Genomic DNA, 22,802 nt, shown 5'->3' on the forward strand with positions numbered 1-22,802 from the left:
GAGGCTAAACCAGATCGCTTATTTTCAGTTGATAAAGGCCATCCAGAAAAGCTGGAATAAAGCTACCAGGGCCTGCCACCTGCTGAGATACCTGCCCGCCGACTTGTGACATCACCCGGCAAGCCGTTGCCACATGATGTAAACGGTCACCTTCCTGTGCGCAAAATGCCGCTACCACGGCAGAAAGTGCGCACCCCGTCCCCACTACCCGAGTCATCAGTTTATCGCCACCAGTCACGGCAAAATCACGCAGGCCGTCGGTGATATAATCCACCTCACCGGTAACCGCAACCACAGTCTGCACCTGTAGTGCCAATTGGCGAGCAGCAGGCAGTGCACTCACCGAAGAATCGACACTATCCACCCCACGCCCCATGGTCGCCATACCGCTTAATGCCATGATTTCCGAGGCGTTACCCCGTATCGCCGCAGGTTTTAGCGCTAATAATTGATGGGCAAAATTAGTACGATAAACAAGCCCGCCGACCGCAACGGGGTCCAGCACCCAAGGGGTGGAGGATTGATTTGCCGCCTGGATTGCCGCCAGCATGGATTCGGCCTGAGCACGGTGTAACGTGCCGATATTGATAAGTAAACTGTTCGCCATTGTACTAAATTGTGCGGCCTCTTCAGCTTCAACCACCATGGCAGGAAAAGCCCCTAATGCCAGTAACACATTGGCAGTGAAGGACTGTACTACCTCATTAGTCAGGCAATGGACTAATGGCGGTGTCGCTTGGAATTGCAACAAGCAGGCCGCCGCCAGTGCATCAGGAAATAGAGCGGGTGTAATAGGCGTATCAGTGTGCATGGTATTTATAATTCCCCCACCTTAGCAAATTATCGTTACATCTGGAGATGCATATAGACCTTACTCTGGCGCGATCTGAGCTAAAGCTTGTGGATAAGGCTACCGTAAAAAATATCAATGCCATCAAGTCACCTGCCAATACCCGCTTTTTGTAGCACCGACTCTTACCAGGCGGCCTTTCTCCTGTAATATCTTGATATTACGTTCAATCGTCCGATTACTTACACTGAGTTCACTTGCCAGTTGGACAATAGTGATGGTTGGACTTGCAGTGATGGTTGCTAAGATCCGCTCAGCCGTCACCGTAAGAGAAAGTGAATTTTCTACCGACATTTCTACCGACATTTCTACCGACATTTCTACCGACATCATGGAAGAATCTATTTTCTGCATACCAATGCCTTCTGCTAATGCACCAATCAGTTTTTCCAACATAAACTCGATAAATAATGTGCAGTCGCTGGCCCGATCGCACTTACCCAATATCCGATAATATTCCTGTTGCTGATTATGAATTAAAGTTTCTACCGGCAACCATGCCAATTCTGAACGCCATTCACTGAGGATAAGCGTTTGCCATAAGCGCCCCATACGCCCATTACCATCAGCAAACGGGTGGATAAATTCAAATTCGTAGTGGAAGATAGAACTGGCAATCAGTGGATGAATGTCAGCGTGCTGCAACCATTTAAGTAAATCACCGACTAAACGCGGTAACTGATTGGCTGGGGGGGGCATATGAATAAGCTGTTTCTCTCGATAAACGCCCACATTACCGTGGCGTAGCAGCCCAGGTGTATCAACTAAACCCATCATTAAAAAACGATGTGCAGCTAACAAATCATCAAGTTGATGACTTTGCCAGTGGGGAAGCTTTTCATAGGCAAGTATAGCGTTGCGCACTTCCTGGATATCTTTCGCCGGTGCGAGTACCCGCTTACCTTCCATGATCGCAGTAACTTGTCCCGTCGTCAGACTGTTATGCTCGATTGCCAACGATGCCTGTATAGTACGAATACGATTTTCTTTACGTAACAAAGTGGAAGATTGCTCAGCCTGCGTAGCCCAACGGCCCAATAGTTCCCCGACCTCAACAACCTGATTTAGTATGTTGGGTGTTATGCTATAAGGCGGTTGGTAACCTGCCACAGTGCTCCCCTTTTCATCAATTAAGTCAGCCCATACCGTGCTACGCAAATCATGGTGTGTTGAATGCCAAATATCAAGCACTTGTCCTGCGTCACTCACCCTCTACTTATTCTAAGACGTATGTTTACTGGGTATACAGGATGCTACGTGACGTTGAACAGCAATAACACAAGTAACCGGAATCTTCACTCCACATTGGTGGTATGTTGTCGGCCCTACCCAGTGCTGCGTGCAGCGGCAATCAGTGCTTGCCCTAGAGCCAGCCCGCCATCACCGGCAGGCAGGCGCTGGGGCAGCAACAGTTGGAAATCATGCAGTTGTGCGCTAAGTAACTCACGCAGTAACCGGTTATGTAGCACCCCACCTGAAAAGACAATAGTATCAATACGATAATACTGGGCCGCCTGCCGCGCCAAAGTAGCAAATCCTTGGGCCAGAGCAAAATGGAACGCATAGGCCCGCTCAGCCGGAGTGGCATCATAAGCCAACCATTGCTGCCAGAAAGTGGCTAAGTCCAGTTGGTTATCGCACAGCGGCATCGTCACTGGCTGCACTGAAACCGCACTTTGTCGCGCCAGTGCTTCCAACTGGCAGGCGGCTTCACCCTCCCAACTTATCGATAGCGGCGCAAGATTGAGCGCAGCCGCTACTGCATCAAATAAGCGCCCAGTTGAAGAGGCCAACGGCGCATTAATCCCCCGCTCAATCGCCCGCGCCAATACCCTACCCTCCGGCTGAGGAATCGCCGCACTCTCAGGCAAATGTTGCCAATTGGGGACATAGCGCTGTAACTGGGCCAGCAGGTTGCGCCACGGTTGACGCGAGGCCAGATCGCCACCGGGTAGTGCCACCGCGGGCAAGCCACCAATGTATTCACAGCTCGTATAATCTACTCGTAGGCATTCACCACCCCATAATTGACCATCAGCGCCATAACCCAGCCCATCCAGTGCCACACCGATCACTGCCCCACCCTCGCGAGGCCAGCCATGCTCTGCCAGACAAGCCACCAGATGGGCATGATGATGTAGTATGTCGACACAAGGGATATCTCGTTGTGCTGCCAGGGTTTTCCCTAATTGGTGGCTGACGTATCCGGGGTGAGCATCCACCGCTATCACCTGTGGTGTGAAATGGTAAATATCGCAAAACAGCGCCACTAACTGCTGCTGTTGCTGTGCGATATCGCGGTCTTCCAGATCCCCCAGATGTTGACTCAACACTGCATTACCATCACGCAACAGGCAAAACGTGTTTTTCATATCCGCACCCAGCGCCAGAACTGCTGGCTGCTGGCTAAATCCCGGAGGTAACTCGAAAGCATCTGGCACATACCCTCTGGCTCGGCGTAGCATTTCAGCACTGCTGCCGGTGAGTCGCACTAATGAGTCATCGGCCCGCTGCACAATTTGCCTATCGTGCAATAACCAGTGGTCAGCAATATCTCTCAGAGCACTAAGCGCCTGCTCATTACTCAATGCCGGGGGTTTACCACGGCCATTACCGGAGGTCATCACCAGAGGCCGTCCGACCTGTTGCAGCAGCAAATGTTGTAACGGATTGGCGGGTAGCATCACGCCAATTTCAGGTAAGCCCGGTGCCAGCGCCGTACACAGCGGGCTATCAGCCCGCGACGAAACCAACACAATCGGAGCCGCAGGGCTACGTAACACGCGTAATAACGCGGCACTATCGTTACTTTGCACGCAGCGTGATAACCAGTCGGCGTGCGGTAACATCACCGCCAGCGGCTTGGAAGGTCGCTGCTTGCGCTGCCGTAAACGGGCCACCGCAGCAGCATTGGTGGCATCTACCGCCAGATGGAATCCTCCCAGCCCTTTGACGGCAACAATATCTCCTGCCAACAGGGCGGCTGCGGCTTGCTCTAGCGCCGCGAAGTTGTGCGCAATCGGCTGTCCCTCTCGCCCCGTTAGCCACAATTGCGGGCCACAATCGGCACAGGCATTGGGTTGGGCGTGAAAACGGCGATCGGCCGGATGGTCATATTCTGCCTGACAGGCAGCACATAGCGGGAATTCGCGCATGGCGGTATAAGGCCGGTCATAGGGCATGCGGTGGATAATAGTAAAACGTGGGCCACAATGGGTGCAGTTGATAAACGGGTAGCGGTAGCGACGATTGGCAGGATGGTTCATTTCAGCCAAACAGGCGTCGCAGGTTGCAGCATCCGGTACAATTTGCGTATCCATCTGCCCGGCACCGCTGTGATGAATCACAAAATCCAGCGGCGGCTGCGCCCAATGGTAGGGCGAGGTGGTGACACTATCAATTTGTGCCAATGGCGGGCAATGTCGCGGCAGTGCCTGTAAGAAATCCGCCAGCGCCGGTGATTGCCACAGGTGAATCGTCACGCCCGCACTGTCGTTACTGACATCGCCCCTTAGCGCAAAGCGGTGGGCAAGTTGCCAGATATAAGGGCGAAACCCCACGCCTTGCACCTTACCTTTTACCCGCAGACAGAGACCATTTTTATCCACTAAAACTCCTTCACAAGGCTGCCAGCAACCTGTTTTATAGCTCGGAGATTGCGGGGCGACTGCACCGATGGGCGCTTCGACGGCTCACGCCGTTACGACCCATTCGGCACATTTCCCCACTTATCAACTGGTTAATCGCCTGTCACTTCAAGTGCGAATGGGCTCCCAAAAGTCATTGGAGTTGCAGGTAGGCAGCAAGTAAGAAAATCCCGATGAGCTGACATCAGTCAGTGATTCGGGTGAACGAACGCAGCTAACACCCCTGCGGCTTCAAGGACGAATAGACTCCCAAAAGTCATTGGAGTTGCAGGTAGGCAGCAAGTAAGCAAATCCCGATGAGCTGACATCAGTCAGTGATTCGGGTGAGCGAACGCAGCTAACCCCCCTGCGGCTTCTAGGACGAATAGACTCCCAAAAGTCATTGGAGTTGCAGGTAGGCAGCAAGTAAGCAAATCCCGATGAGCTGACATCAGTCAGTGATTCGGGTGAGCGAACGCAGCTAACACCCCTGCGGCTTCAAGGACGAATAGACTCCCAAAAGTCATTGGAGTTGCAGGTAGGCAGCAAGTAAGCAAATCCCGATGAGCTGACATCAGTCAGTGATTCGGGTGAGCGAACGCAGCTAACACCCCTGCGGCTTCAAGGACGAATGGGATCAGCAAATACGGGGCAATGGCTCGTCCAGAGGCAGATCCAGTCTACGCGAAACACCATACGCACCGCATAAGCGCACTTGTTTATTCTCAGTCACCTGCCCGATAACGGCGGCATCCTGGCCGAGTGGATGGTTATGGAGCGCTGTTAATACCGCTTCTTGTGCCTCTGGTGACACCACCAGCACCAGCTTACCTTCGTTGGCAAAGTTGAGTGCATCCAGCCCCAGCAATTCGCAAATACCCCGCACCGCCGGTTTCAGGGGGAGATCTGACTCGTTGATCTCCATGCCGCAACCGCTGGCGGCCGCAAATTCATGTAGGATCGCCGTCACGCCGCCACGGGTAGCATCACGTAACGCCCGCACCCCGGCAATAGCTCGCAGCGGAGCTATCAACGGCGCCAATAGCGCACAATCGCTCACCAGCTCTGCTTCCAGCCCCAGCCCTTCACGCAGGTTCAGAATGGTCGCGCCATGATCACCTAAAGTGCCACTGACAACGATCCGATCACCAGCACGGATCATCGCGGTCCCCCAATGGATATCTGCGGGGATCACTCCTATGCCGGTGGTATTGATAAAGATCTTATCTGCCGCGCCGCGCTGCACGACTTTGGTATCACCTGTAACTATCTGAATCCCTGCCTGCCGCGCAGTAGCCGCCATTGATTGCACAATGCGCGTGAGAACGTCCATCGGCAAACCTTCTTCCAGAATAAAACCGCAGGAGAGATAGCGTGGTGTTGCGCCACTGACCGCCACATCATTTGCTGTGCCGCACACGGCCAACTTGCCGATATCGCCGCCGGGGAAAAAGATCGGATCAATGACATAGCTGTCGGTAGATACCGCCAGCCGATCGCCCTGTACGGTTAGATTCGTCAGCGCGATACGCGCCTGATCTTCCCGTTCATTCAGCGCCGGATTGGAAAACTCCGCCAGAAACAGTGATTCGATCAAGCTCTGCATTGCCCGGCCACCGCTGCCGTGGGCCAGAGTAATCTCTTTCTTATTCATTTAGTTGTGACCTTATTAATAACCCAAAGTTATTGGAGTTGCAGGTAGGCGCTGCAAGCGAACACAGCTCCCCCAGCAGCTTCAAATACCAAGGGTTATCGATACTGATAATAAGCGGCGCAGGCCCCTTCGGATGACACCATCAGCGCGCCAAAGGCATTGTCTGGCGTACACTCACCGCCGAACAGTGGGCATTGATCAGGCTTGCAACGCCCAGTCAGCACATCACCACAGCGAGATCGTGGAGAGTCTGCCACCCGCTGCTGTTGCGGTTTGAAACGTAATTCGGCATCAAATTCAGTATAGTCAGGGCTGAGTTGTACGCCGGAATCCGCTATTTCCCCCAAACCACGCCATTCGCTGCTGGCTTTAGCAACAAAAACCTCTGTCAGTGCCTGTTGTGCCAGTAAGTTGCCGCTGTCCGGCACGATACGCCGATACTGGTTCTCTACCACACAACGCCCGCTGACCATCTGTTCAAGCAGCATTACCAGCCCCTGCAAGATATCCAGCGGTTCAAAACCGGTAACCACCAATGGCTTGTGGAATTGGTCGCAAATAAAGCCATATGGCGTGGTGCCAATCACCATACTGACATGACCGGGAGCCAGAAAAGCGTCGATACGCACATCCGGTTGTTGCAGCAAGCTACGTAGGGTAGGAATGATGGTGATGTGCTGGCAGAACACAGTGAAATTGGTCAACCCGAGCCGTTTGGCTTGTTGCAGGGTTAAGGCACTGGCAGGCATGGTGGTTTCAAAACCGAGGCCAAAAAACACCACTTGGCGATCAGGATTATGCTGTGCCAGCGTCAGTGCATCCAACGGCGAATAGACCACGCGAATATCCGCGCCGCGCCGTTTGGCATCCAGCATCGAACCATTGCGCCCTGGCACACGCATCGCATCACCGTAAGTGCAAAAAATCACCTCAGGATGCGCGGCAATTTCCAAACAGCTATCAATGCGGCCCATCGGCAACACACACACCGGGCAGCCCGGTCCATGGACAAACTCCAACCCATCAGGCAGCAGTTGATCAAGGCCGAATTTGAAGATCGCATGAGTGTGCCCACCGCAGACTTCCATAATTTGCAGTGGCAAGCGCTGTTGATCCGCGATCTGCGGCAATAACTGTTCGATCCGTTGCAATAATGCGCTCACTAATGCGGGATCACGAAACTCATCAACGTAACGCATCACGTGCCTCGCTTGCAGCGCTGGCATCCCAATCCAGCCCAACTGCCTGCATATGTTCCAGCGCGGCCAGTGTCTGTTGCGCCTCTTCTTCGTCAAGCAGGCTCATGGCAAACCCAACATGCACCAACACCCACTGACCTAGCAATGCCGCTGGGGTATCATCGCATACCAGTGCGATATTGATTTCACGCTTCACTCCGCTCACTTCCACCCATGCCAGTTGGTGAATGTCTTCACCCACCGCCACAATTTTGCCGGGAACGCCTATGCACATCGCTGTGTCTCCAGCCATTCCAGCCACAAATCCATCCCCTCTCCGCTACTGGCAGACAGCGCAATCACCTGAATATCAGGATTCACCTGACGGGCATAGGCAATGCACTGTTCAATATCAAAATCCAGATAGGGCAGCAGATCGATTTTATTGATAATCATCAGGGTGGAAGCTGCAAACATATGGGGGTATTTCAGCGGCTTATCTTCGCCTTCAGTAACTGACAATACTGCCACTTTATAGCGTTCGCCCAGATCAAAGCTGGCCGGACACACCAAATTGCCGACATTTTCAATAAACAGCAGGCTATCATCAGCCAGTGCTAAACGGTGTGCCGCATCGTGCACCATCTGCGCATCCAGATGGCAGCCTTTACCGGTATTGACCTGAATCGCTGGCACACCAGTGGCGCGAATACGTTCGGCATCATGGGTGGTTTGCTGATCACCTTCAATTACCGCGCAAGGCACTTGCCCGGCCAGCAGTTGCAAGGTCGAGGTCAGTAGCGTGGTTTTGCCAGAGCCGGGGCTGGAAACCAAATTCAGCGCCAGAATATGTTGTTCGACAAAATGCTCACGATTATGGTGAGCTAACTGGTTATTTTTGCTCAGCACGTCTTGCTCGATTTGCAGCAAACGGCGCTGGCCCATGCCCGGTGCGTGGCTGCCAGCCTCGCCCTGTCCGTAATGTAGCCCTTGTTGATCGGCATGCACTTGTGGCGCAAAGGGTCCAGCTTCCGGCTGAGCTGGTTCCGGTATCGCTACCGGTTCAGGCGTTTTACCGTGGTAGTGATGATGAACATCGCCCTGATGGTAATAATAGTGATGATGGACAATGACCGGCTGCGTGCCTTTGGCAACATATTTATGTTTATGCTGAGTCTTTTGCGGTTGGGCATCGTTGGGGTGGTCTTGATGGTGATCATCATGGTGGTGGTCATCGTGATGATGGTGGCCATGATGATGATCATGATGGTCGTGGTCATGATGGTGACTGTCGTCGCCTTCGATCTTTGTTTCGCCGCTGGCGCAACCACAAGTCGTGCACATAGGAATTCACTCCTTCAGGATTATTCCACTTCTATCTGTTTTACCTGCAAACTGTCACCACTCTCCACTTGCAGAGCATGGCTGCCACAATGCGGGCACCCGGCATCGTGCCGTTCAATCTGAACACTGGCGCTACACTCCCAACACCAGGCTTGTGCGGGTAAATAATTGATATGCAATTGGCAATTAGTTGCCAATGTCTCACGGCTGGCCGCGTCAAAACTAAAACGCAATGCGCTCTCCTCAATACAAGAGAGCGCACCAATCTCCAGCCATACCGCCGTTATTCGTTTGGCCCCGTTAAGCCTGGCCTGTGTTTCAATCAGCTCCAGCGTACTGAGGCATAAACTGATTTCATGCATGCTGATTTGTCATTTGACTAAACAACGCCCGCCGCCGTGGATTAGCCGGTGCATCAGCATTACTAATGGGCAGTGAAAGCACCATGCGAGCGCTCTGTTCTGCCAGTAGCAGCGCCTGTTCCGCTTGCAGCGTAGTGTCCAATGGCGACATCAGCGAGCGGCTCAGGTACTGGCCGCAACCGGCTATTTCGCCGAGCGTAAAACTGATGGTGCCGCATGGCAGTGCCAGCATCAAGCGCTCACCCACCACCCGGCGCGGCCAGCTTTGCTGCGGCCCCGGTAATACCACTAAACTCAGCATCCACGGGGTCAATAACGCTCCCACCCATTGCTGCTCAAATAACTGAAAGCCACAGGCGCGTAGCGGTATGTGGTCACGGTAGAATGGCAAGCCGCGCATCTCATCTGCGGCAATCTGGCTGAAAACCTGCTCCAGTAAAGGAGCCGGGTTTTGCGTCAGCCCGATAATGTCAGTGTCGTCGAAGCAGTCAGACATGGTTTTGCTCCCGTGCGTTGAGCGTAATTCCGCTTAAGCGCAATGCGACCAAAATCTGTTCCAGCGCAGGTTCCATCGCCTGTATCACCGTCGGTGTCAGGCCAATTCCTGGCGCCAGAGATTCTGGCACCACGCCCACCAATGTCAGTTGGCGCGGGGATTCACCGGTCAGTTGCAGTGCCATCAGCACATCGCATAATCCTAACTGATGGGGCGAGACTTTACGGCTGAACATAGCCGGTATCTCTTTATCATGCAGCACCGCGACACTGCCCGGAGGCTGGCCGGTGAATACCGCATCAGCAACAATCAAATGTTCGCGGTTTGCCATCGCTTCCATCAGTTCTAAACCGGCGGTACCGCCGTCCAACACCTCAACACCTGGGGGTATCTCAAAGCGTTGTTCCAATGCTTCAACCAGACGTACCCCCACCGCTTCATCGCTGAGTAATAAGTTACCTATACCTAATACCAAAATCCCCATCACAGCACCTTGACTTTGGTCACTTCGTTGCCCGTTGTATCAACAATATGTACGGCACAAGACATACACGGGTCGAATGAGTGAATGGTCCGCACCACTTCGAGCGGTTTGGCCGGATCAGCAACCGGTGTACCCACCAGCGCTTGTTCGTATGGCCCGGGTTCGTCATTGTAGTTACGCGGGCCGGCGTTCCAGGTGGAGGGCACCACTGCCTGATAGTTGGCGATTTTGCCGTCTTTGATGACCACCCAGTGCGACAACATGCCGCGTGGCGCTTCTTCAAAGCCAACACCGCGAATTTCGCCGGTTAACGGAATATTCGGTTTGATAAAGGTTTCGACATCGCCGGTACCGATATTGGTCACCAGCGCCGTCCATTGCTGAGCCAGCGTTTCATGCAGCACACAACAATGCACTGCGCGGCCAATGATGCGGCCCAGCGTCGATGGCAGTTGATCTTGAGTGATAGCCTGCCCGCTTAATTTTTGATAGGCCGCGCCAATATCGCTGAAATGCTGTTTGGTCGGTGCATGATCTGCCGCCAGACCGCACATCAGCCATGCCAGCGGCCCAACTTCTACCGTTTTGCCGTAGAAAGTTGGCGCTTTTACCCACGAGTATTTGCCCTCTTCCTGCCAGCCGGTGTAGTTCGGGTTGGTTTTGCCCTCCCACGGTGCCAGCGGCTCGTCATCCTGATACCAGGCATGTTTGCCGCTCTCGGCAATCCCTTTGATCAGATAAGGATCGTTATGGTTGGCAATCGGCCGGAAGGTACCCTTATCCAGATAGCCGCCCGGCAGCAGGAAAGTCTCCCCTTTGCGATCGGTCGGTAGCTCCGGCACGCTGAGATAGTAATCCGCCCCTTTACCCAGATTGAGCCAACCTGGATAGTGGGCGGCGATCACCGCCGTATCCACCTTATAAACTTGCTCGATAAAACTGCCCAGTCGGTCGATGAAGGATTTCACCAACATCAAGCGTTCCAGATTAAGCACACTTGGCATATCCAGATTGATTGGATTGGCAACGCCCCCCACAGCCAGATTCTGAATGTGCGGTGTTTTGCCCCCCAATACCGCCACAATGCGGTTGGCATCGCGCTGGCACTCCAGTGCTTGCAAATAGTGAGCTACCGCAATCAGGTTCACTTCTGGTGGCAACGCCATTGCCGGGTGGCCCCAGTAGCCGTTGGCAAAAATGCCTAACTGCCCACTGGCCACCAGGTCTTTGATTTTCTGTTGTACACGGCTGAACTCTTCCGCGCTGTTCAGTGGCCAGCTCGATAAGCCACTTAACATGGCGGCTGCCTTCTGTGGCGAGGCTTGCAGCGCTGAGGTGACATCTACCCAATCCAGTGCCGACAGTTGGTAGAAGTGCACGATATGGTCATGGATGCTGTGCGCGGCCAGAATCAAATTGCGGATATGTTGCGCATTGACCGGGACTTCCATCCCCAGCGCATTTTCCACGGCGCGCACCGAGGCGATGGCATGGATGGTGGTGCATACGCCGCAAATACGCTGCACAATCATCCAGGCATCGCGGGGATCATTGCCTTGTAAAATCTCTTCCATGCCACGCCACATGGTGCCGGAGGACCAGGCTTTAATGACCTTGCCGTCCTCAATTTCGCAGTCGATCCGCAGGTGTCCCTCAATGCGGGTGACGGGATCAATGGTGATGCGTTGGCTCATGCTTTACCTCTGTCTGATTATTCTTATGTAATTGCCCGTGAGCAGGCAGCACCGGCAATAGCCGAATCAATAAAATGTAGGCGCAGACCTCAATGGCGACGAAGCCAATTGAGATCAGGATTTCACTGGTGGTTGGGAAGTAGTTGTAGCCACCGCCGGGGTTAAAGGCCAGTAGCGAGTAGTTGAGCCGCCATAGCGCCGCGCCCGCAATCATGCACAGCGCACCAATAAACAGTAAGCGGCTGTCTTCTCTGGCCCGCCGGATACGGAAGATAATGAGCGGCAAAGTCATCAGTACGATTTCAGCCCAAAAGGCGATAGCGTAGCGGTCGAAATGCAGCAGATAATCTATTTTGTGCCGCACTACCACTTCCCCCAAGCGCAGCAAGACAAATAGCAGCAGGAATAGGTCGATAATGGTGGTCAGCCGGGTAAACAGCGGTGTTTCATTGGCACCTCGCCCACGCAGTCCAGCCTGCACCAAAGAGCCTTCAAAGATGACAATAGAGAAGCCCAGAATGGCGGCGGTGAGCAATGAAAATAGCGGTAACATTTCATAGCTTTGCCACAGCGGATGAATCTTCGCACCTGCGGCAATCATCAATGAACCCATTGAGGACTGATGCATAGTCGGCAGCAGCGCACCCAGTGCAATGACGAAAAACATCACTTTGTTCAGCCGCTTGAGCGAAACCTTCCAACCGAGGCGTTCAAACAGTGCGGGGGCAAACTCCAGCGCCATTACACCGATATAAATGGTCATACAGACGGCGGTTTCGAATAATACCGAATTGACGTTAAAGTAACCGGGGATAAAGAAGTAAGGCAGGTTCCAATAGCGGCCAACATCAATGGTGATCGACAATCCCCCCAGCGCATAACCAAATAAACTGGCTAACAGCGCCGGGCGCACCAGCGGGTGATATTCGCCCCGGTTAAAGACATAAACCGCCCAGGCCAACGCCCAGCCGCCACAGGCCAGACCGGTTCCCACCAATAAGTCGAAAGCGATCCAGATCCCCCATGGGAAGCCGCCGTTCAAATCACTGACTGAACCCAGCCCGAGCACCAAACGTTTAACTATCAGCAGCGCGCATAACACCACAAAAGGCGCTAGCAGCATCACCGGCCAACTGACCAGCCGCCCACCCAGTGGACTGGATTTATGCATCGTCATCTGGACCGTCCTTTTTATCGTGCGTGTCGGCATCACTGTCTTTGCGCTCATCGCGGGTATTGCGATGCACCAGCGCCGTCACACCGGCCAGTACCGCCAGCGGCAGGATCATGCCTTTGTACAGGGTGTGCTGAACATGCTCCGAACGCGCACCGGTTGCCAGTTCTGCCAACGGTGGCAAATCAAGTTTCTCGGTCGGAATACCCGCCAGTACCAACACCTGCGTACCACCGCCCTCTTTTTCGCCGTATACCTGCGGATCATAATGGGCAACCGGATGCTCGTAGGTGTCGTTGGCACTGAGTGTCTGACGCGGGAAGCGATAGTTCTCACCCGGTGTTAACGTCAGCCGCCGTTTGGCTTCTGACAGCAACGCTTCACGGGTACCAAATATCACCGCCCCGGTCGGACACACCTCAACACAACCAGGCAAGCCGCCTTTGTCGAGCCGCTCCACCCCTTTCTGATTACACAACTCACATTTATGGATCTTGCCAAAGGGATTATCGTAATCGTATTTCGGCACATTGAACGGGCAGCCAACCATGCAATAGCGACAGCCGGTACAGATATCCGGGTCATAGTGAACGATGCCGGTTTTGGCATCTTTGCGCAGTGCGCTGACCGGGCAGACGGAAACACAGTTGGGATCAACGCAGTGCATACACTGCTTTTTGATATAGGCGTAACCATCTTCCAACTGATCTTTATGGATACCTGCACCACTGGTCCACACCTGAATAATGTTGTTGGTATAGGGGCTAAGTTTGTCGTTGTTTGACCAGATAGCATCACCACCGGCGTAGGTTTCACCGTGCGCGGCAAACTCGCTGTGATTAATCTGTTGGCATTTACTGACACACGCCTGACAACCGACGCATAACGTCGAGTCATACAACATGCCAAGCGCACCGGGGATCGGTGGTCGGTTTTGGACCTCAGCTTTACTGCTGGGGGAAAGTCCCGCCAGCAAGACACCGCCCGAGGCTAATTTGAAAAAGTGACGTCGGTTCACGGCTATTCCTCCCGCGATGAGTGATCGTCATCTTTACGGCGCTGCTTCTGTTGCCGCCCCAGCTCACGCACCGTCATCAGGCTGACACCGGCAACCAATCCCACCACCCCACCCAGCAACGCGGTGGCGGTAGTAGAAACCTTGCCACCTTCCGCATTATGGATCTGTGGTTTTTCAGCGCGTGGTGTTGGGTTTTCGACATTGGCTAATTGAGCAATGCTTTTGGTAAAACCAATCCCCTCTTCGTTACAGCCGTAGCACGGATGACCGATGCCGACCGGCCAGATGCCACCACCAACATCGCAGAACTCCAGCGTTGGACAGTTACCGTAGGTCTCCGGCCCCTTGCAACCAAGGTGATAGAGGCACCAGCCCTGACGATGCCCTTCATCACCAAACTGACGGGCAAAACGACCGGCATCAAAGTGCGGGCGACGCTCGCAGTTTTCATGGATCAGACGGCCATAGGCAAAGGTAGGACGGTTCTTGGTATCCAACGCAGGGGGGCGCTGGAAAGTGATAATATGAGCGACGGTTGCCAGGAAGTTATGGGGGTTGGGTGGGCAACCGGGAATATTAATCACGGTTTTACCCGGCAGTGCATCCTGCAAGCTGACCGCGCCGGTCGGGTTGCCACCAGTGGCTGGCACGCCCCCCCAGGCAGAACAGGAGCCGATGGCAATAATAGCTGCCGCATGTTCCGCCGCTTCGCGAATATGCTCGACAATAGGTTTGCCCGCCACCATGCAGTAAATCCCACCATCTTTCAGTGGGATAGAACCATCCACCACCAGTATGTACTTCCCTTTATACTGTTCAATAGCGCGGTGCTTATTCTCTTCCGCCTGCTCACCAAATGCTGCTGACAGCACTTCGTGATACTCCATTGAGATAACACTGAGCAGCAAATTCTCAAGGGTGGGATGCGTTGAGCGCAACAGTGATTCGGTACAGCCGGTGCACTCCTGAGCACCAATCCAGATGACCGGTGGCCGTTGTGGTGAACCGACCATATTGGCAATTTCTGCGGCAGCCTTACTGCTGAGACCCATGGTGGCAGCCAGCGCTGCACAAAGCTTCATAAAATCACGACGGTTAACGCCATGCTGGGAAAGCATGTTTTTTCCCCTGTCATTATTATTATATTGTTCACATACCCGATACTAATGATGGGTATATCCCTATAAAAAGCATGGTCTTATATCCAATAGATTTCGAAATGCAGGACGGCCGCAAACGAAAGAACCCCGATGAACTTACATAAGTAAGTGATTAGAGTAAGTGAGAGCAGCCAACACACCTGCACTTTGAAAAAAGATGAAGGATATTCTGTTAATAGTTTGTAACTCTGCAAATATAATTAAGTTGATCTTTATCAATGGATAATTGATTGAGTCTGAAAGGGGTAAATATCTGTGAACTAAAACCGTTTCAGCAAAACATTTCATTTGCCAGAAAATAAAAAATCTGTCAGGAGGGAATGCGGAGGATGCAGATGGAATTCAATATCATTAACCCAAAATAGTAAATTAATGCAATGACTTTAATTATATATTACTTACTTTAGTTATTTAACTGGAAATGAAAATTCCATCCAACTTAAAGATGAAATGCATCATTTCCCTTTTTTAAGTGAATTTAATTGATCATCATAATGTAATTTGCCATTGAAAACGTTGAATTAACACACTTTGAAATACGGTCAAAATGCGACAAACCCTTGCGGGGCCTGACGCTTGTCGATACTCACCACCAGCGGTAAAAATCTGTACGAAAAACAATCTTTAGGTCGCCATGTTGCTATCAATTATTAACTAAAACTGATTTTTTTAACATTTCATTAGGTCATTATTCTACCTAAAAAGTGTTAACCATTAGCCCTTCCCTGAACATTTTATAAAAAATGAAACCAACCAGACCTGCGGATATAAATCATACAAGGTGATTAGTTATTAATTTAACCATTATTCCTAGTGCGAATTGTTACATCAGCCAGAAAATCGGATTCTTATCAATTTCATTCAGTTTGAGAACTCTAACAGCCTGTTTTGTCATTTTTAATGATAAATCTTAATGTTACAAAATGGATCATAGCGATGACAGTGATAGCGAATACTTGCCAGAGGGATAATCTGTTATCGGTGTATTAGGTTATAAATTGCACTTTACGCAGAGTTAAATGTGCCTCCGCTGCCGTGATTTTACTTTCGCCGGTAAATTGTCGGCCAGAGAGACGATAACATGCCCTCTGATTGGGGCTAATCGTCCTATAAAATTTGAGTTAACTCTACTTTTTATCTATCTATCAATTAATAAGCAAATAAGTCGTGCTATGATTATTTTACCGGTCAATATTCAATCGGTTATAAGTTAGCAACTTCAAGTAGGAAGGGTCTTTATGATAAAACCATTCATTGTTGTAACCCTCGCCATCGCCACTCTCAGTGGTTGCGCCAATAATAATACCCTTTCGGGCGATACTTTTAGCAGTTCTCAGGCCGGCCAGGCCCAAGCTGTGACTTACGGAACCTTGGTTTCTGTCCGTCCGGTCACTATTCAGGGCGGAGATGGGAATAATGTTGCGGGTGCGGTAGGTGGGGCTGTGGTGGGTGGTTTTCTGGGTAACACCATTGGCGGCGGTACTGGTCGCCGTCTCGGAACCGCAGCAGGTGCCGTTGCCGGTGGCGTAGTAGGCCAACAAGTCCAGAGTATGATGAATCGCAGTAGTGGTGTTGAACTGGAAGTGCGCCGCGATAACGGTACCACCTTCCTGGTGGTTCAAGCTCAGGGCGTTACCCAATTCCAACCGGGGCAACGTGTCACCATTGCTACCCATGGAAATACCGTCACTATCACACCACGTTAGGTTTTGCCGCCCGAACTCAGCGTGCAGATATGGCCACTTAAGTTAAGTCATTGTATTAAAAAGCACCGCCCAGTCCTGAAGGTTCGAGGGTAGACTGGGCGGTGAAAAGATGAACATAACTATCCGGCTTTTTTCGCTGCCGGTTTCACTACATTCTCTCCGTGGTTGCCAAAGAACTGATATAAGGTGTCTGAAGCCGTTTTGGTTAAGACCATAATTTCAATACGGCGGTTCTTCGCCGCAAGAGGTTCAGCAGGGTCCAGTAACATCTGGTCTGCCATCGCATTGATTTGCAGTACTCGCGCCTCACTTAACCCACCTTTTACCAACGCTTTATGGGCCATCAACGCCCGCTCACCCGACAGATTCCAGTTGTTGTACAACACCTGATCACGGTAGCGGGAAGCATCGGTATGGCCGGTAATAATGATTTTATTGTCCATCTCATTAAATGCCGGAGCCAACTCAGCCAGTAGACGGCTGAAGAACGGCGTCAGTACCGCGCTACTGCGCTGGAACATATCGCGCTGCTTATCATCCTGAATCAAAATACGTAGCCCTTGTGGCACCACTTCCATTTGCAGGTTGGATTGCGCATCGTAGGCAGAAGTAATTTGCATAATGATGCGTGATAACTCTTCCATTTCTTTACGTGATTTATCCACCACCTCTTCCAGAGATTGCTCCGGTTCCGGCACCTCAACTGCCAGATTACTTTTGGTCTCTTTCGCTTGCTCCTTACCATCAATGCTGTCAGAGAACTTGCCGCCGCCACTTTTGCTGTTAGAGGGAATTGAAATAAAGGATTGCTGCGAAAAGATGGTTTGCCCATTCAGTTGCGCCACAATCTCTTGCCGCTCCTCTTCTGATACCACCCCGACAATCAACTTTGTGGTGGTAACCAAGGGTGCTGAGCGAATTTCTGAAGTGTCGGCCCGCTTTACCTTGGACGCACTGCCGGGTAAACAGATGGCGATTGATGCCGACCTTAATGCCGGGTTAATCAATCAGGAGCAAGCGCGCTTGCGCCGTAAAGAAGTGGCCAGCGAAGCTGACTTCTACGGTGCGATGGATGGAGCATCCAAGTTTGTTCGCGGTGACGCCATCGCCGGTATTATGATTCTGGTGATCAACGTGATCGGCGGTATCTGTATCGGTATCTTTAAATACGATCTCAGCGCCAGCCAGTCGTTTCAACAATATGTATTGTTGACTATTGGTGACGGTCTGGTGGCACAAATTCCGTCCCTGTTATTAGCAACCGCGGCGGCAATTATTGTCACTCGGGTGAGTGATGGCGGTGACATGACTGATGAAATTAAAGATCAGTTGTTGGCAAAACCGACCATCTTGTATGCTGCGGCATTCGTGATGTTCATACTCGCCATTGTGCCGGGGATGCCCCATCTTGCCTTTCTCAGCTTCACCGGATTACTCCTGTTCGCCGCTTGGCAGCAAAGTAAAAAAATTCAGCAAGCGGATGCTGAGCCCGATCTTACAATCCTCGACCAAGCCATTTCTGAAGATAATGCCCTGAACCTCAACTGGGAAAATATTCCGATAGTTGAACCTATCGGCCTGAATTTGGGCTATAAGCTGGTCACACTGGTCGATGAATCAAAAGGCCGACCGCTGATTCAGCGGCTGCGAGGGGTGCGGCAAATTATCTCCGAAACCTGCGGAATTCTATTACCGGAAGTCAAGGTACGGGAAAACTTCCGCTTAAAACCGTCCCAATACACCATCAATATTAATGGTGTCAAAGTCGCCGGTGGCGATGTTTATATTGATAGACTGATGGCGATTCCAACAGCGGAACAATACGGCGAGGTTGATGGTGTACTAGCAATCGATCCGACTTACGGCCTGGCCGTGGTATGGGTAGCGCCGGAAGATAAACCCACGGCACTAAACTTCGGTTATCAGGTGGTGGATTGTGCCAGTGTGGTCGCGACCCATGTGAATAAAGTGGTACGTGACCATTTATCTGAACTGTTTAATTATGATGATATAACCCAATTACACCAACGGCTTGAGTCGCTGTCGCCACGTTTGGCTGAAGATTTGGCTGCCGGATTGAATTTTAGCCAATTGCTGAAGGTGTATCGTCAACTATTAACCGAAAATGTGTCGCTGAAAGATATTGTCACCATCGCCACCACCTTAGTAGAAAGTGCCACTATCACCAAAGATTCACTGCTCCTCACCTCTGATGTGCGTTACGCATTACGTACCGGTATCGTCAATGGTATCAATGGCGATGACAAAAACCTGGCGGTTTATACTATTAATAACGAATTAGAAAATATGTTGCTTGGCTCGTTGAATCAGGCGCAGCAAGCGGGGAAAGTGGTATTGGATAACTTCCCAGTCGACCCAAATATCCTGACCCAGTTGCAGCAGAATATGCCGATCATTAAAGAGCAGATGAAAGCAGAAAATCACCAACCTATTTTATTGGTAACTCCACAATTGCGGCCATTAATAGCACGCTATGCACGATTATTCTGCCATGGGTTGAATGTGTTGTCTTATAACGAAGTGCCTGATGATATGGCGCTGAATGTGATTGGTACCTTAGAGTAAAAGTAGCTGAGCCTCAGGGATGAGGCTCATTAATCCCTACAACTTCAAAGAAAAAGGGGATAATTAGTTATCCATAAAAGTTTGCTGCCATTCAACAATAGTTTTGGGCCTTTTATCTTTATCTTCAGGCACATTAGTAAAATAGTGAACCCGCAGCGTGCCATTTTTTTCAGGCGCAACATACGCGGCCCACATCAAACCGGCACGGTTATACATAATTATTGATGCACGTTTATTAGCGGCACCTCGCACCCAAGTGGATAATACTTTTGCCCCCCGGTTATCCCGGTCATGGCTATAGATATAGACGTTGGCTGAGGCGACAAACTGGGCGTAATGGTCGCCGACTAACTCACGGAAAAGTTTATCGTTGTTGGTATCAGTAAAAATACCGACCGAAAGTAAGCTGGGAGTCTCACGTGGATCTTTTTCAGCCCGAACATACTGCCCGTCAATAAAGACATCTTTAGGCATCGAAATTCGACAACCCCAACTGCCATTGCTGTGCACCTGAATTGAACCATCTTTTATCGGGATCAGTAATAACCGGCAGTTTGCTGTATTTTCAATAAGATCAACAACCGCTAACCCTTCAACTTTACGTGCTTCAGCTCTAAAATTACCGGTATTTTCACCGGACCAGGCGCGGCTATCAATACTAAATCCCCACTCAGCAACCCGGGTTATTTTGATAACGCCACCCCGGTCATTCCCTTTGGTAACATTCCACCACTGCCCGCTCCAATCAAAATTTTTGTCAATATCAGACATGGAGACAATGCCCTGAAAATAGGCACGCTGAATACAGCTATCACTGGTACAACTGTTAAGGGATTTTTCCCATATTTGTCGTTGCTGATACACTGTTTCTGTATCATATTTGACCAACATGGACTGATAGATATCGCTAAATGTCTGATCCAGCCAGTGTAAATCCTCATTACCACATACAGTATATTCAACCGGCGTCGCTGCACGCTGGCAGTTAATGGCAAAAGATGGCGATGAGATACCTATCGCCAGTAAAAATAAAATGCTGCGAAAGTAAGCAATTCTCATTGTTTAACCCGATAAAAACATGAATTTTTTTATTATTGAAAGCTAATAACAACCTAGCTCACTATAGCGTTTTTGTGACTAAATGCCTAAAACTGGTAATAGAAAACCACCAGACGGCGCTGACTCTTAGCGCAATCCGGTGGCTGTTCTCTACTATTTATTACGACAATAAGTGTTATTTCTTAAATTGAATCAAAGTTTAACTAAGAATGAGTGGCTTGCATATTATCTGATAAATTAAAAACAGAGACCGCTTCTGTCAGTTGCCGTGCCTGTTCTTCTAACGAGGCAGCCGCAGCGGCAGACTCTTGTACCAGGGAGGCATTTTGTTGTGTGACGCCGTCCATCTCGGCGACAGCTTGCCCAATTTGACCAATGCCGCGGCTTTGCTCATCAGAAGCAGAGGCAATCTCGCCCATAATGTCGGTTACATTGGTCACCGCCTGCACGATGCTATTCATCGTCTCCCCTGCTTCAGATACTTGCTGTGAGCCAATATTCACTCGGGATACCGATTCACTGATCAACCCTTCGATTTCTTTCGCCGCTTGTGCACTACGTTGGGCCAAATTACGAACTTCACTCGCTACTACTGCAAAACCGCGCCCCTGCTCACCGGCTCGGGCCGCTTCAACCGCTGCGTTCAGTGCCAGAATATTGGTTTGGAAGGCGATACTGTTTATCACACCGATAATATCCGCAATACGGCGTGAGCTTTGCGTAATACTGCTCATAGTGGCAACGACATCGCTGACAATCCGCCCGCCATTTTTCGCTGTTGCAGAGGCATTCTCAGCCAACTTACTGGCTTGATGCGCGTTTTCGGCGTTCTGTTTTACCGTTGCATTCAGTTGTTCCATACTGGCCGCGGTTTCTTCCAGTGCCGCCGCTTGTTGCTCGGTACGGGAAGAGAGATCCGCATTTCCTGCTGCAATTTCACCGGCTCCGGTATAAATCGCATCGGTACTGTTGCGAATAGTTGATACCGTATTCACCAAACTATTTTGCATTTCACGTAAGTAAGGGATCAGTTGCCCGACGCAGTTACGGCCAAACTCAGGCATTGCCCGGCCTAACTGCCCTTCAGCTAAGCGTTTAAAGTGCACCTTGATCGACTCCAGCGGACGCACCAAATAACTGACGATATAGCGATCGGTTAAGAACAGAATGATAACACCGGCAATTAATGCAGCAAAAAGCGCCCGTTGACACCAGTCGACTAATGTCTCTACCCGCAAACTGGCAGCCTCTGTTGCGGCATCAACCGCAGAATTGTACTTCTCGACGGTAGCGCCAAACTCTCGGCTTAATGGCGGATAATCTTTGTTAAACAAATTGTTATAATCTTCGAAGCGATTCTCGGTCACCGCTTTAGCCATCGGTTCAATTCCATTACTCAATAATGTTGACCAGCTTTGAATAGTTTTATCTGTCAGTAATGGATCCATCGACTCATGAGATTGCAGTTTAAATTTCGCCAAACTCTCTTGGGTATTTTTTAGTGCTACACCTGCTGAAGCCAATTCACGATCAGCATCGGCAGTTGCCCCGCTTTGACGATATGCCGCGGCACGACTTAAACGAGTAACCACACGAAAATATTGGTCATTACCCCGATTAATAATATTAATGTTTTTTTGTTGGTTAGAACTCAGATGTAATGAATGCGTCAATTGGTTAAGTGAAAATAATGTAAAGGTCGAGACACCTCCCCAAAGCAACAAAAATATAACAAGAATAGATAATAACGCCATCCTGATGGTGATATGTTTTAGAAAATTCACGGGAATACCCCTGTGTCTTATTTTTTTAGTTTATTTCCTTGAGATTTCAAGGTGTTTATCGCTGATAATCCCCGCAGGGAAAAAGGTTAATTATCAGGACTCATCACCAAAATAGCATGAAACCAACACAAAAGATCAAGATAACCGATCAATATTAAACAACTGATTGATTTCACCTATTAAAATGTAAATAACGTTCGATAATCTTGATCGAAAACTGATTAACAACGCTCAGTAGTTTCCACATTATATGTATTTATTCTGAATATAAATACAGCGCCCCATTGCCTATTAACTCTTAGAATAGTTAGCCAATCAATTAATTTACTTACAGATAGAGAATTACCTGTTTTTGCAATTGCAGAATTAAATATCTTATTAAATGCGATTGGGCGAGATAAATAAAATAATAACAAAAATCCATATCAAACCATCAGGCACGCGATACAGCAAAATTTAACTATTTATTTACTATGGTTGATTCCGTATTTTTTTAGCAAGGAAACCAGGCTGGGGAAATAACAATTTTATTCATTGCAATATAGGCATGTGCTTAGCACGGCGGCGGTGATACTAAAAGAAGAGCGGCCAACGATCGCTGGCCGGTATTACACCTTAATTCGCGCT

Annotated in this window: 17 protein-coding genes and 2 pseudogenes; 2 read left to right on the forward strand and 17 right to left on the reverse strand. The window is 50.4% G+C overall.

The genetic code is table 11. The features are described from left to right. Nucleotides 1–4: 4 nt before the first annotated feature. The 14 genes and pseudogenes from thiM to hybO form a co-directional block, all read right to left on the reverse strand. Complete coding sequence (gene thiM, locus V1956_RS22665) at nt 5–811, reverse strand: hydroxyethylthiazole kinase (protein ID WP_372560536.1); 807 nt, start codon at nt 809–811, stop codon at nt 5–7. A gap of 123 nt (nt 812–934) precedes the next feature. After that, on the reverse strand, nt 935–1,960 hold the full coding sequence (locus tag V1956_RS22670) for a Fic family protein (RefSeq protein ID WP_442825842.1): 1,026 nt from the start codon (nt 1,958–1,960) through the stop codon (nt 935–937). 215 nt (nt 1,961–2,175) lie between these two features. Further along, the gene (gene hypF / locus V1956_RS22675; protein ID WP_420074847.1) at nt 2,176–4,458 is read right to left on the reverse strand and encodes a carbamoyltransferase HypF; all 2,283 of its coding nucleotides are present in this window, start codon (nt 4,456–4,458) and stop codon (nt 2,176–2,178) included. Between the two features lie 655 nt (nt 4,459–5,113). Then, a complete protein-coding gene (gene hypE / locus V1956_RS22680) occupies nt 5,114–6,130 on the reverse strand; it encodes a hydrogenase expression/formation protein HypE (RefSeq protein WP_420072084.1) in 1,017 nt (338 codons plus the stop codon). A 95-nt stretch (nt 6,131–6,225) separates the two neighbouring features. Further along, nucleotides 6,226–7,329, reverse strand: a complete 1,104-nt coding sequence (gene hypD, locus V1956_RS22685) for a hydrogenase formation protein HypD (protein ID WP_420072085.1) — start codon at nt 7,327–7,329, stop codon at nt 6,226–6,228. After that, nucleotides 7,316–7,603, reverse strand: a complete 288-nt coding sequence (gene hybG, locus V1956_RS22690) for a hydrogenase maturation factor HybG (protein WP_083162471.1) — start codon at nt 7,601–7,603, stop codon at nt 7,316–7,318. The genes hypD and hybG overlap by 14 nt, the downstream gene beginning before the upstream one ends. Then, nucleotides 7,594–8,652 (reverse strand): hydrogenase nickel incorporation protein HypB, encoded by a 1,059-nt coding sequence (gene hypB, locus V1956_RS22695; protein WP_420075133.1) that lies wholly within the window; start codon nt 8,650–8,652, stop codon nt 7,594–7,596. Before hypB ends, hybG begins: the two co-directional genes overlap by 10 nt. A 20-nt stretch (nt 8,653–8,672) precedes the next feature. Next, on the reverse strand, nt 8,673–9,014 hold the full coding sequence (gene hypA, locus V1956_RS22700) for a hydrogenase maturation nickel metallochaperone HypA (protein WP_420072087.1): 342 nt from the start codon (nt 9,012–9,014) through the stop codon (nt 8,673–8,675). Beyond that, the gene (gene hybE / locus V1956_RS22705) at nt 9,007–9,510 is read right to left on the reverse strand and encodes a hydrogenase-2 assembly chaperone (RefSeq protein WP_442825729.1); all 504 of its coding nucleotides are present in this window, start codon (nt 9,508–9,510) and stop codon (nt 9,007–9,009) included. The genes hypA and hybE overlap by 8 nt, the downstream gene beginning before the upstream one ends. After that, nucleotides 9,503–9,994: a HyaD/HybD family hydrogenase maturation endopeptidase gene (locus V1956_RS22710; RefSeq protein WP_083162463.1), complete on the reverse strand. Its 492-nt coding sequence runs from the start codon at nt 9,992–9,994 to the stop codon at nt 9,503–9,505. Before V1956_RS22710 ends, hybE begins: the two co-directional genes overlap by 8 nt. Further along, nucleotides 9,994–11,688 (reverse strand): hydrogenase 2 large subunit, encoded by a 1,695-nt coding sequence (hybC, locus tag V1956_RS22715; RefSeq protein ID WP_372560529.1) that lies wholly within the window; start codon nt 11,686–11,688, stop codon nt 9,994–9,996. The genes V1956_RS22710 and hybC overlap by 1 nt, the downstream gene beginning before the upstream one ends. Continuing rightward, nucleotides 11,666–12,865 (reverse strand): Ni/Fe-hydrogenase cytochrome b subunit, encoded by a 1,200-nt coding sequence (gene hybB / locus V1956_RS22720; RefSeq protein WP_420072088.1) that lies wholly within the window; start codon nt 12,863–12,865, stop codon nt 11,666–11,668. Before hybB ends, hybC begins: the two co-directional genes overlap by 23 nt. Beyond that, nucleotides 12,852–13,880 (reverse strand): hydrogenase 2 operon protein HybA, encoded by a 1,029-nt coding sequence (gene hybA, locus V1956_RS22725; protein ID WP_420075135.1) that lies wholly within the window; start codon nt 13,878–13,880, stop codon nt 12,852–12,854. The genes hybB and hybA overlap by 14 nt, the downstream gene beginning before the upstream one ends. 2 nt (nt 13,881–13,882) lie before the next feature. Then, nucleotides 13,883–15,015: pseudogene (gene hybO, locus V1956_RS22730) on the reverse strand (hydrogenase 2 small subunit). A 1,263-nt stretch (nt 15,016–16,278) separates the two neighbouring features. Here hybO and V1956_RS22735 point away from each other — a divergent pair. Continuing rightward, complete coding sequence (locus tag V1956_RS22735) at nt 16,279–16,746, forward strand: glycine zipper 2TM domain-containing protein (RefSeq protein ID WP_083162455.1); 468 nt, start codon at nt 16,279–16,281, stop codon at nt 16,744–16,746. 119 nt (nt 16,747–16,865) lie between these two features. Here the strand turns inward: V1956_RS22735 and lafU are convergent, their stop codons facing one another. Beyond that, a complete protein-coding gene (gene lafU / locus V1956_RS22740) occupies nt 16,866–17,666 on the reverse strand; it encodes a putative lateral flagellar export/assembly protein LafU (protein WP_372560700.1) in 801 nt (266 codons plus the stop codon). On the opposite strand from lafU, the pseudogene V1956_RS22745 reads away from it, so the two are divergent. Further along, nucleotides 17,629–19,332 (forward strand): annotated as a pseudogene (locus V1956_RS22745) (flagellar biosynthesis protein FlhA); the annotation flags it as partial. The gene lafU and the pseudogene V1956_RS22745 sit on opposite strands and share 38 nt — an antisense overlap. 63 nt (nt 19,333–19,395) lie before the next feature. Here V1956_RS22745 and V1956_RS22750 read toward each other — a convergent pair. Both V1956_RS22750 and V1956_RS22755 read right to left on the reverse strand, forming a co-directional pair. After that, nucleotides 19,396–20,391: a lysozyme inhibitor LprI family protein gene (locus tag V1956_RS22750; protein ID WP_420072262.1), complete on the reverse strand. Its 996-nt coding sequence runs from the start codon at nt 20,389–20,391 to the stop codon at nt 19,396–19,398. Nucleotides 20,392–20,594: 203 nt separating this feature from the next. Further along, nucleotides 20,595–22,175 carry a methyl-accepting chemotaxis protein gene (locus V1956_RS22755; RefSeq protein ID WP_442825730.1) on the reverse strand — a complete coding sequence of 527 codons (1,581 nt, stop codon included), beginning with the start codon at nt 22,173–22,175 and terminating at the stop codon, nt 20,595–20,597. Nucleotides 22,176–22,802 lie beyond the last annotated feature (627 nt).

The organism is Yersinia sp. 2540 StPb PI, from assembly GCF_052217165.1.
Lineage (GTDB): Bacteria > Pseudomonadota > Gammaproteobacteria > Enterobacterales > Enterobacteriaceae > Yersinia > Yersinia enterocolitica_E.

What these genes read in the sequence shown, in the direction of transcription:
- thiM (WP_372560536.1), bottom strand. Translation starts at nt 811, where the DNA reads ATGCACACTGATACGCCTATTACACCCGCTCTATTTCCTGATGCACTG.
- hypE (WP_420072084.1), bottom strand. Translation starts at nt 6,130, where the DNA reads ATGAATAAGAAAGAGATTACTCTGGCCCACGGCAGCGGTGGCCGGGCA.
- hypD (WP_420072085.1), bottom strand. Translation starts at nt 7,329, where the DNA reads ATGCGTTACGTTGATGAGTTTCGTGATCCCGCATTAGTGAGCGCATTA.
- hybG (WP_083162471.1), bottom strand. Translation starts at nt 7,603, where the DNA reads ATGTGCATAGGCGTTCCCGGCAAAATTGTGGCGGTGGGTGAAGACATT.
- hypB (WP_420075133.1), bottom strand. Translation starts at nt 8,652, where the DNA reads ATGTGCACGACTTGTGGTTGCGCCAGCGGCGAAACAAAGATCGAAGGC.
- hypA (WP_420072087.1), bottom strand. Translation starts at nt 9,014, where the DNA reads ATGCATGAAATCAGTTTATGCCTCAGTACGCTGGAGCTGATTGAAACA.
- hybE (WP_442825729.1), bottom strand. Translation starts at nt 9,510, where the DNA reads ATGTCTGACTGCTTCGACGACACTGACATTATCGGGCTGACGCAAAAC.
- V1956_RS22710 (WP_083162463.1), bottom strand. Translation starts at nt 9,994, where the DNA reads ATGGGGATTTTGGTATTAGGTATAGGTAACTTATTACTCAGCGATGAA.
- hybC (WP_372560529.1), bottom strand. Translation starts at nt 11,688, where the DNA reads ATGAGCCAACGCATCACCATTGATCCCGTCACCCGCATTGAGGGACAC.
- hybB (WP_420072088.1), bottom strand. Translation starts at nt 12,865, where the DNA reads ATGACGATGCATAAATCCAGTCCACTGGGTGGGCGGCTGGTCAGTTGG.
- V1956_RS22735 (WP_083162455.1), top strand. Translation starts at nt 16,279, where the DNA reads ATGATAAAACCATTCATTGTTGTAACCCTCGCCATCGCCACTCTCAGT.
- V1956_RS22750 (WP_420072262.1), bottom strand. Translation starts at nt 20,391, where the DNA reads ATGAGAATTGCTTACTTTCGCAGCATTTTATTTTTACTGGCGATAGGT.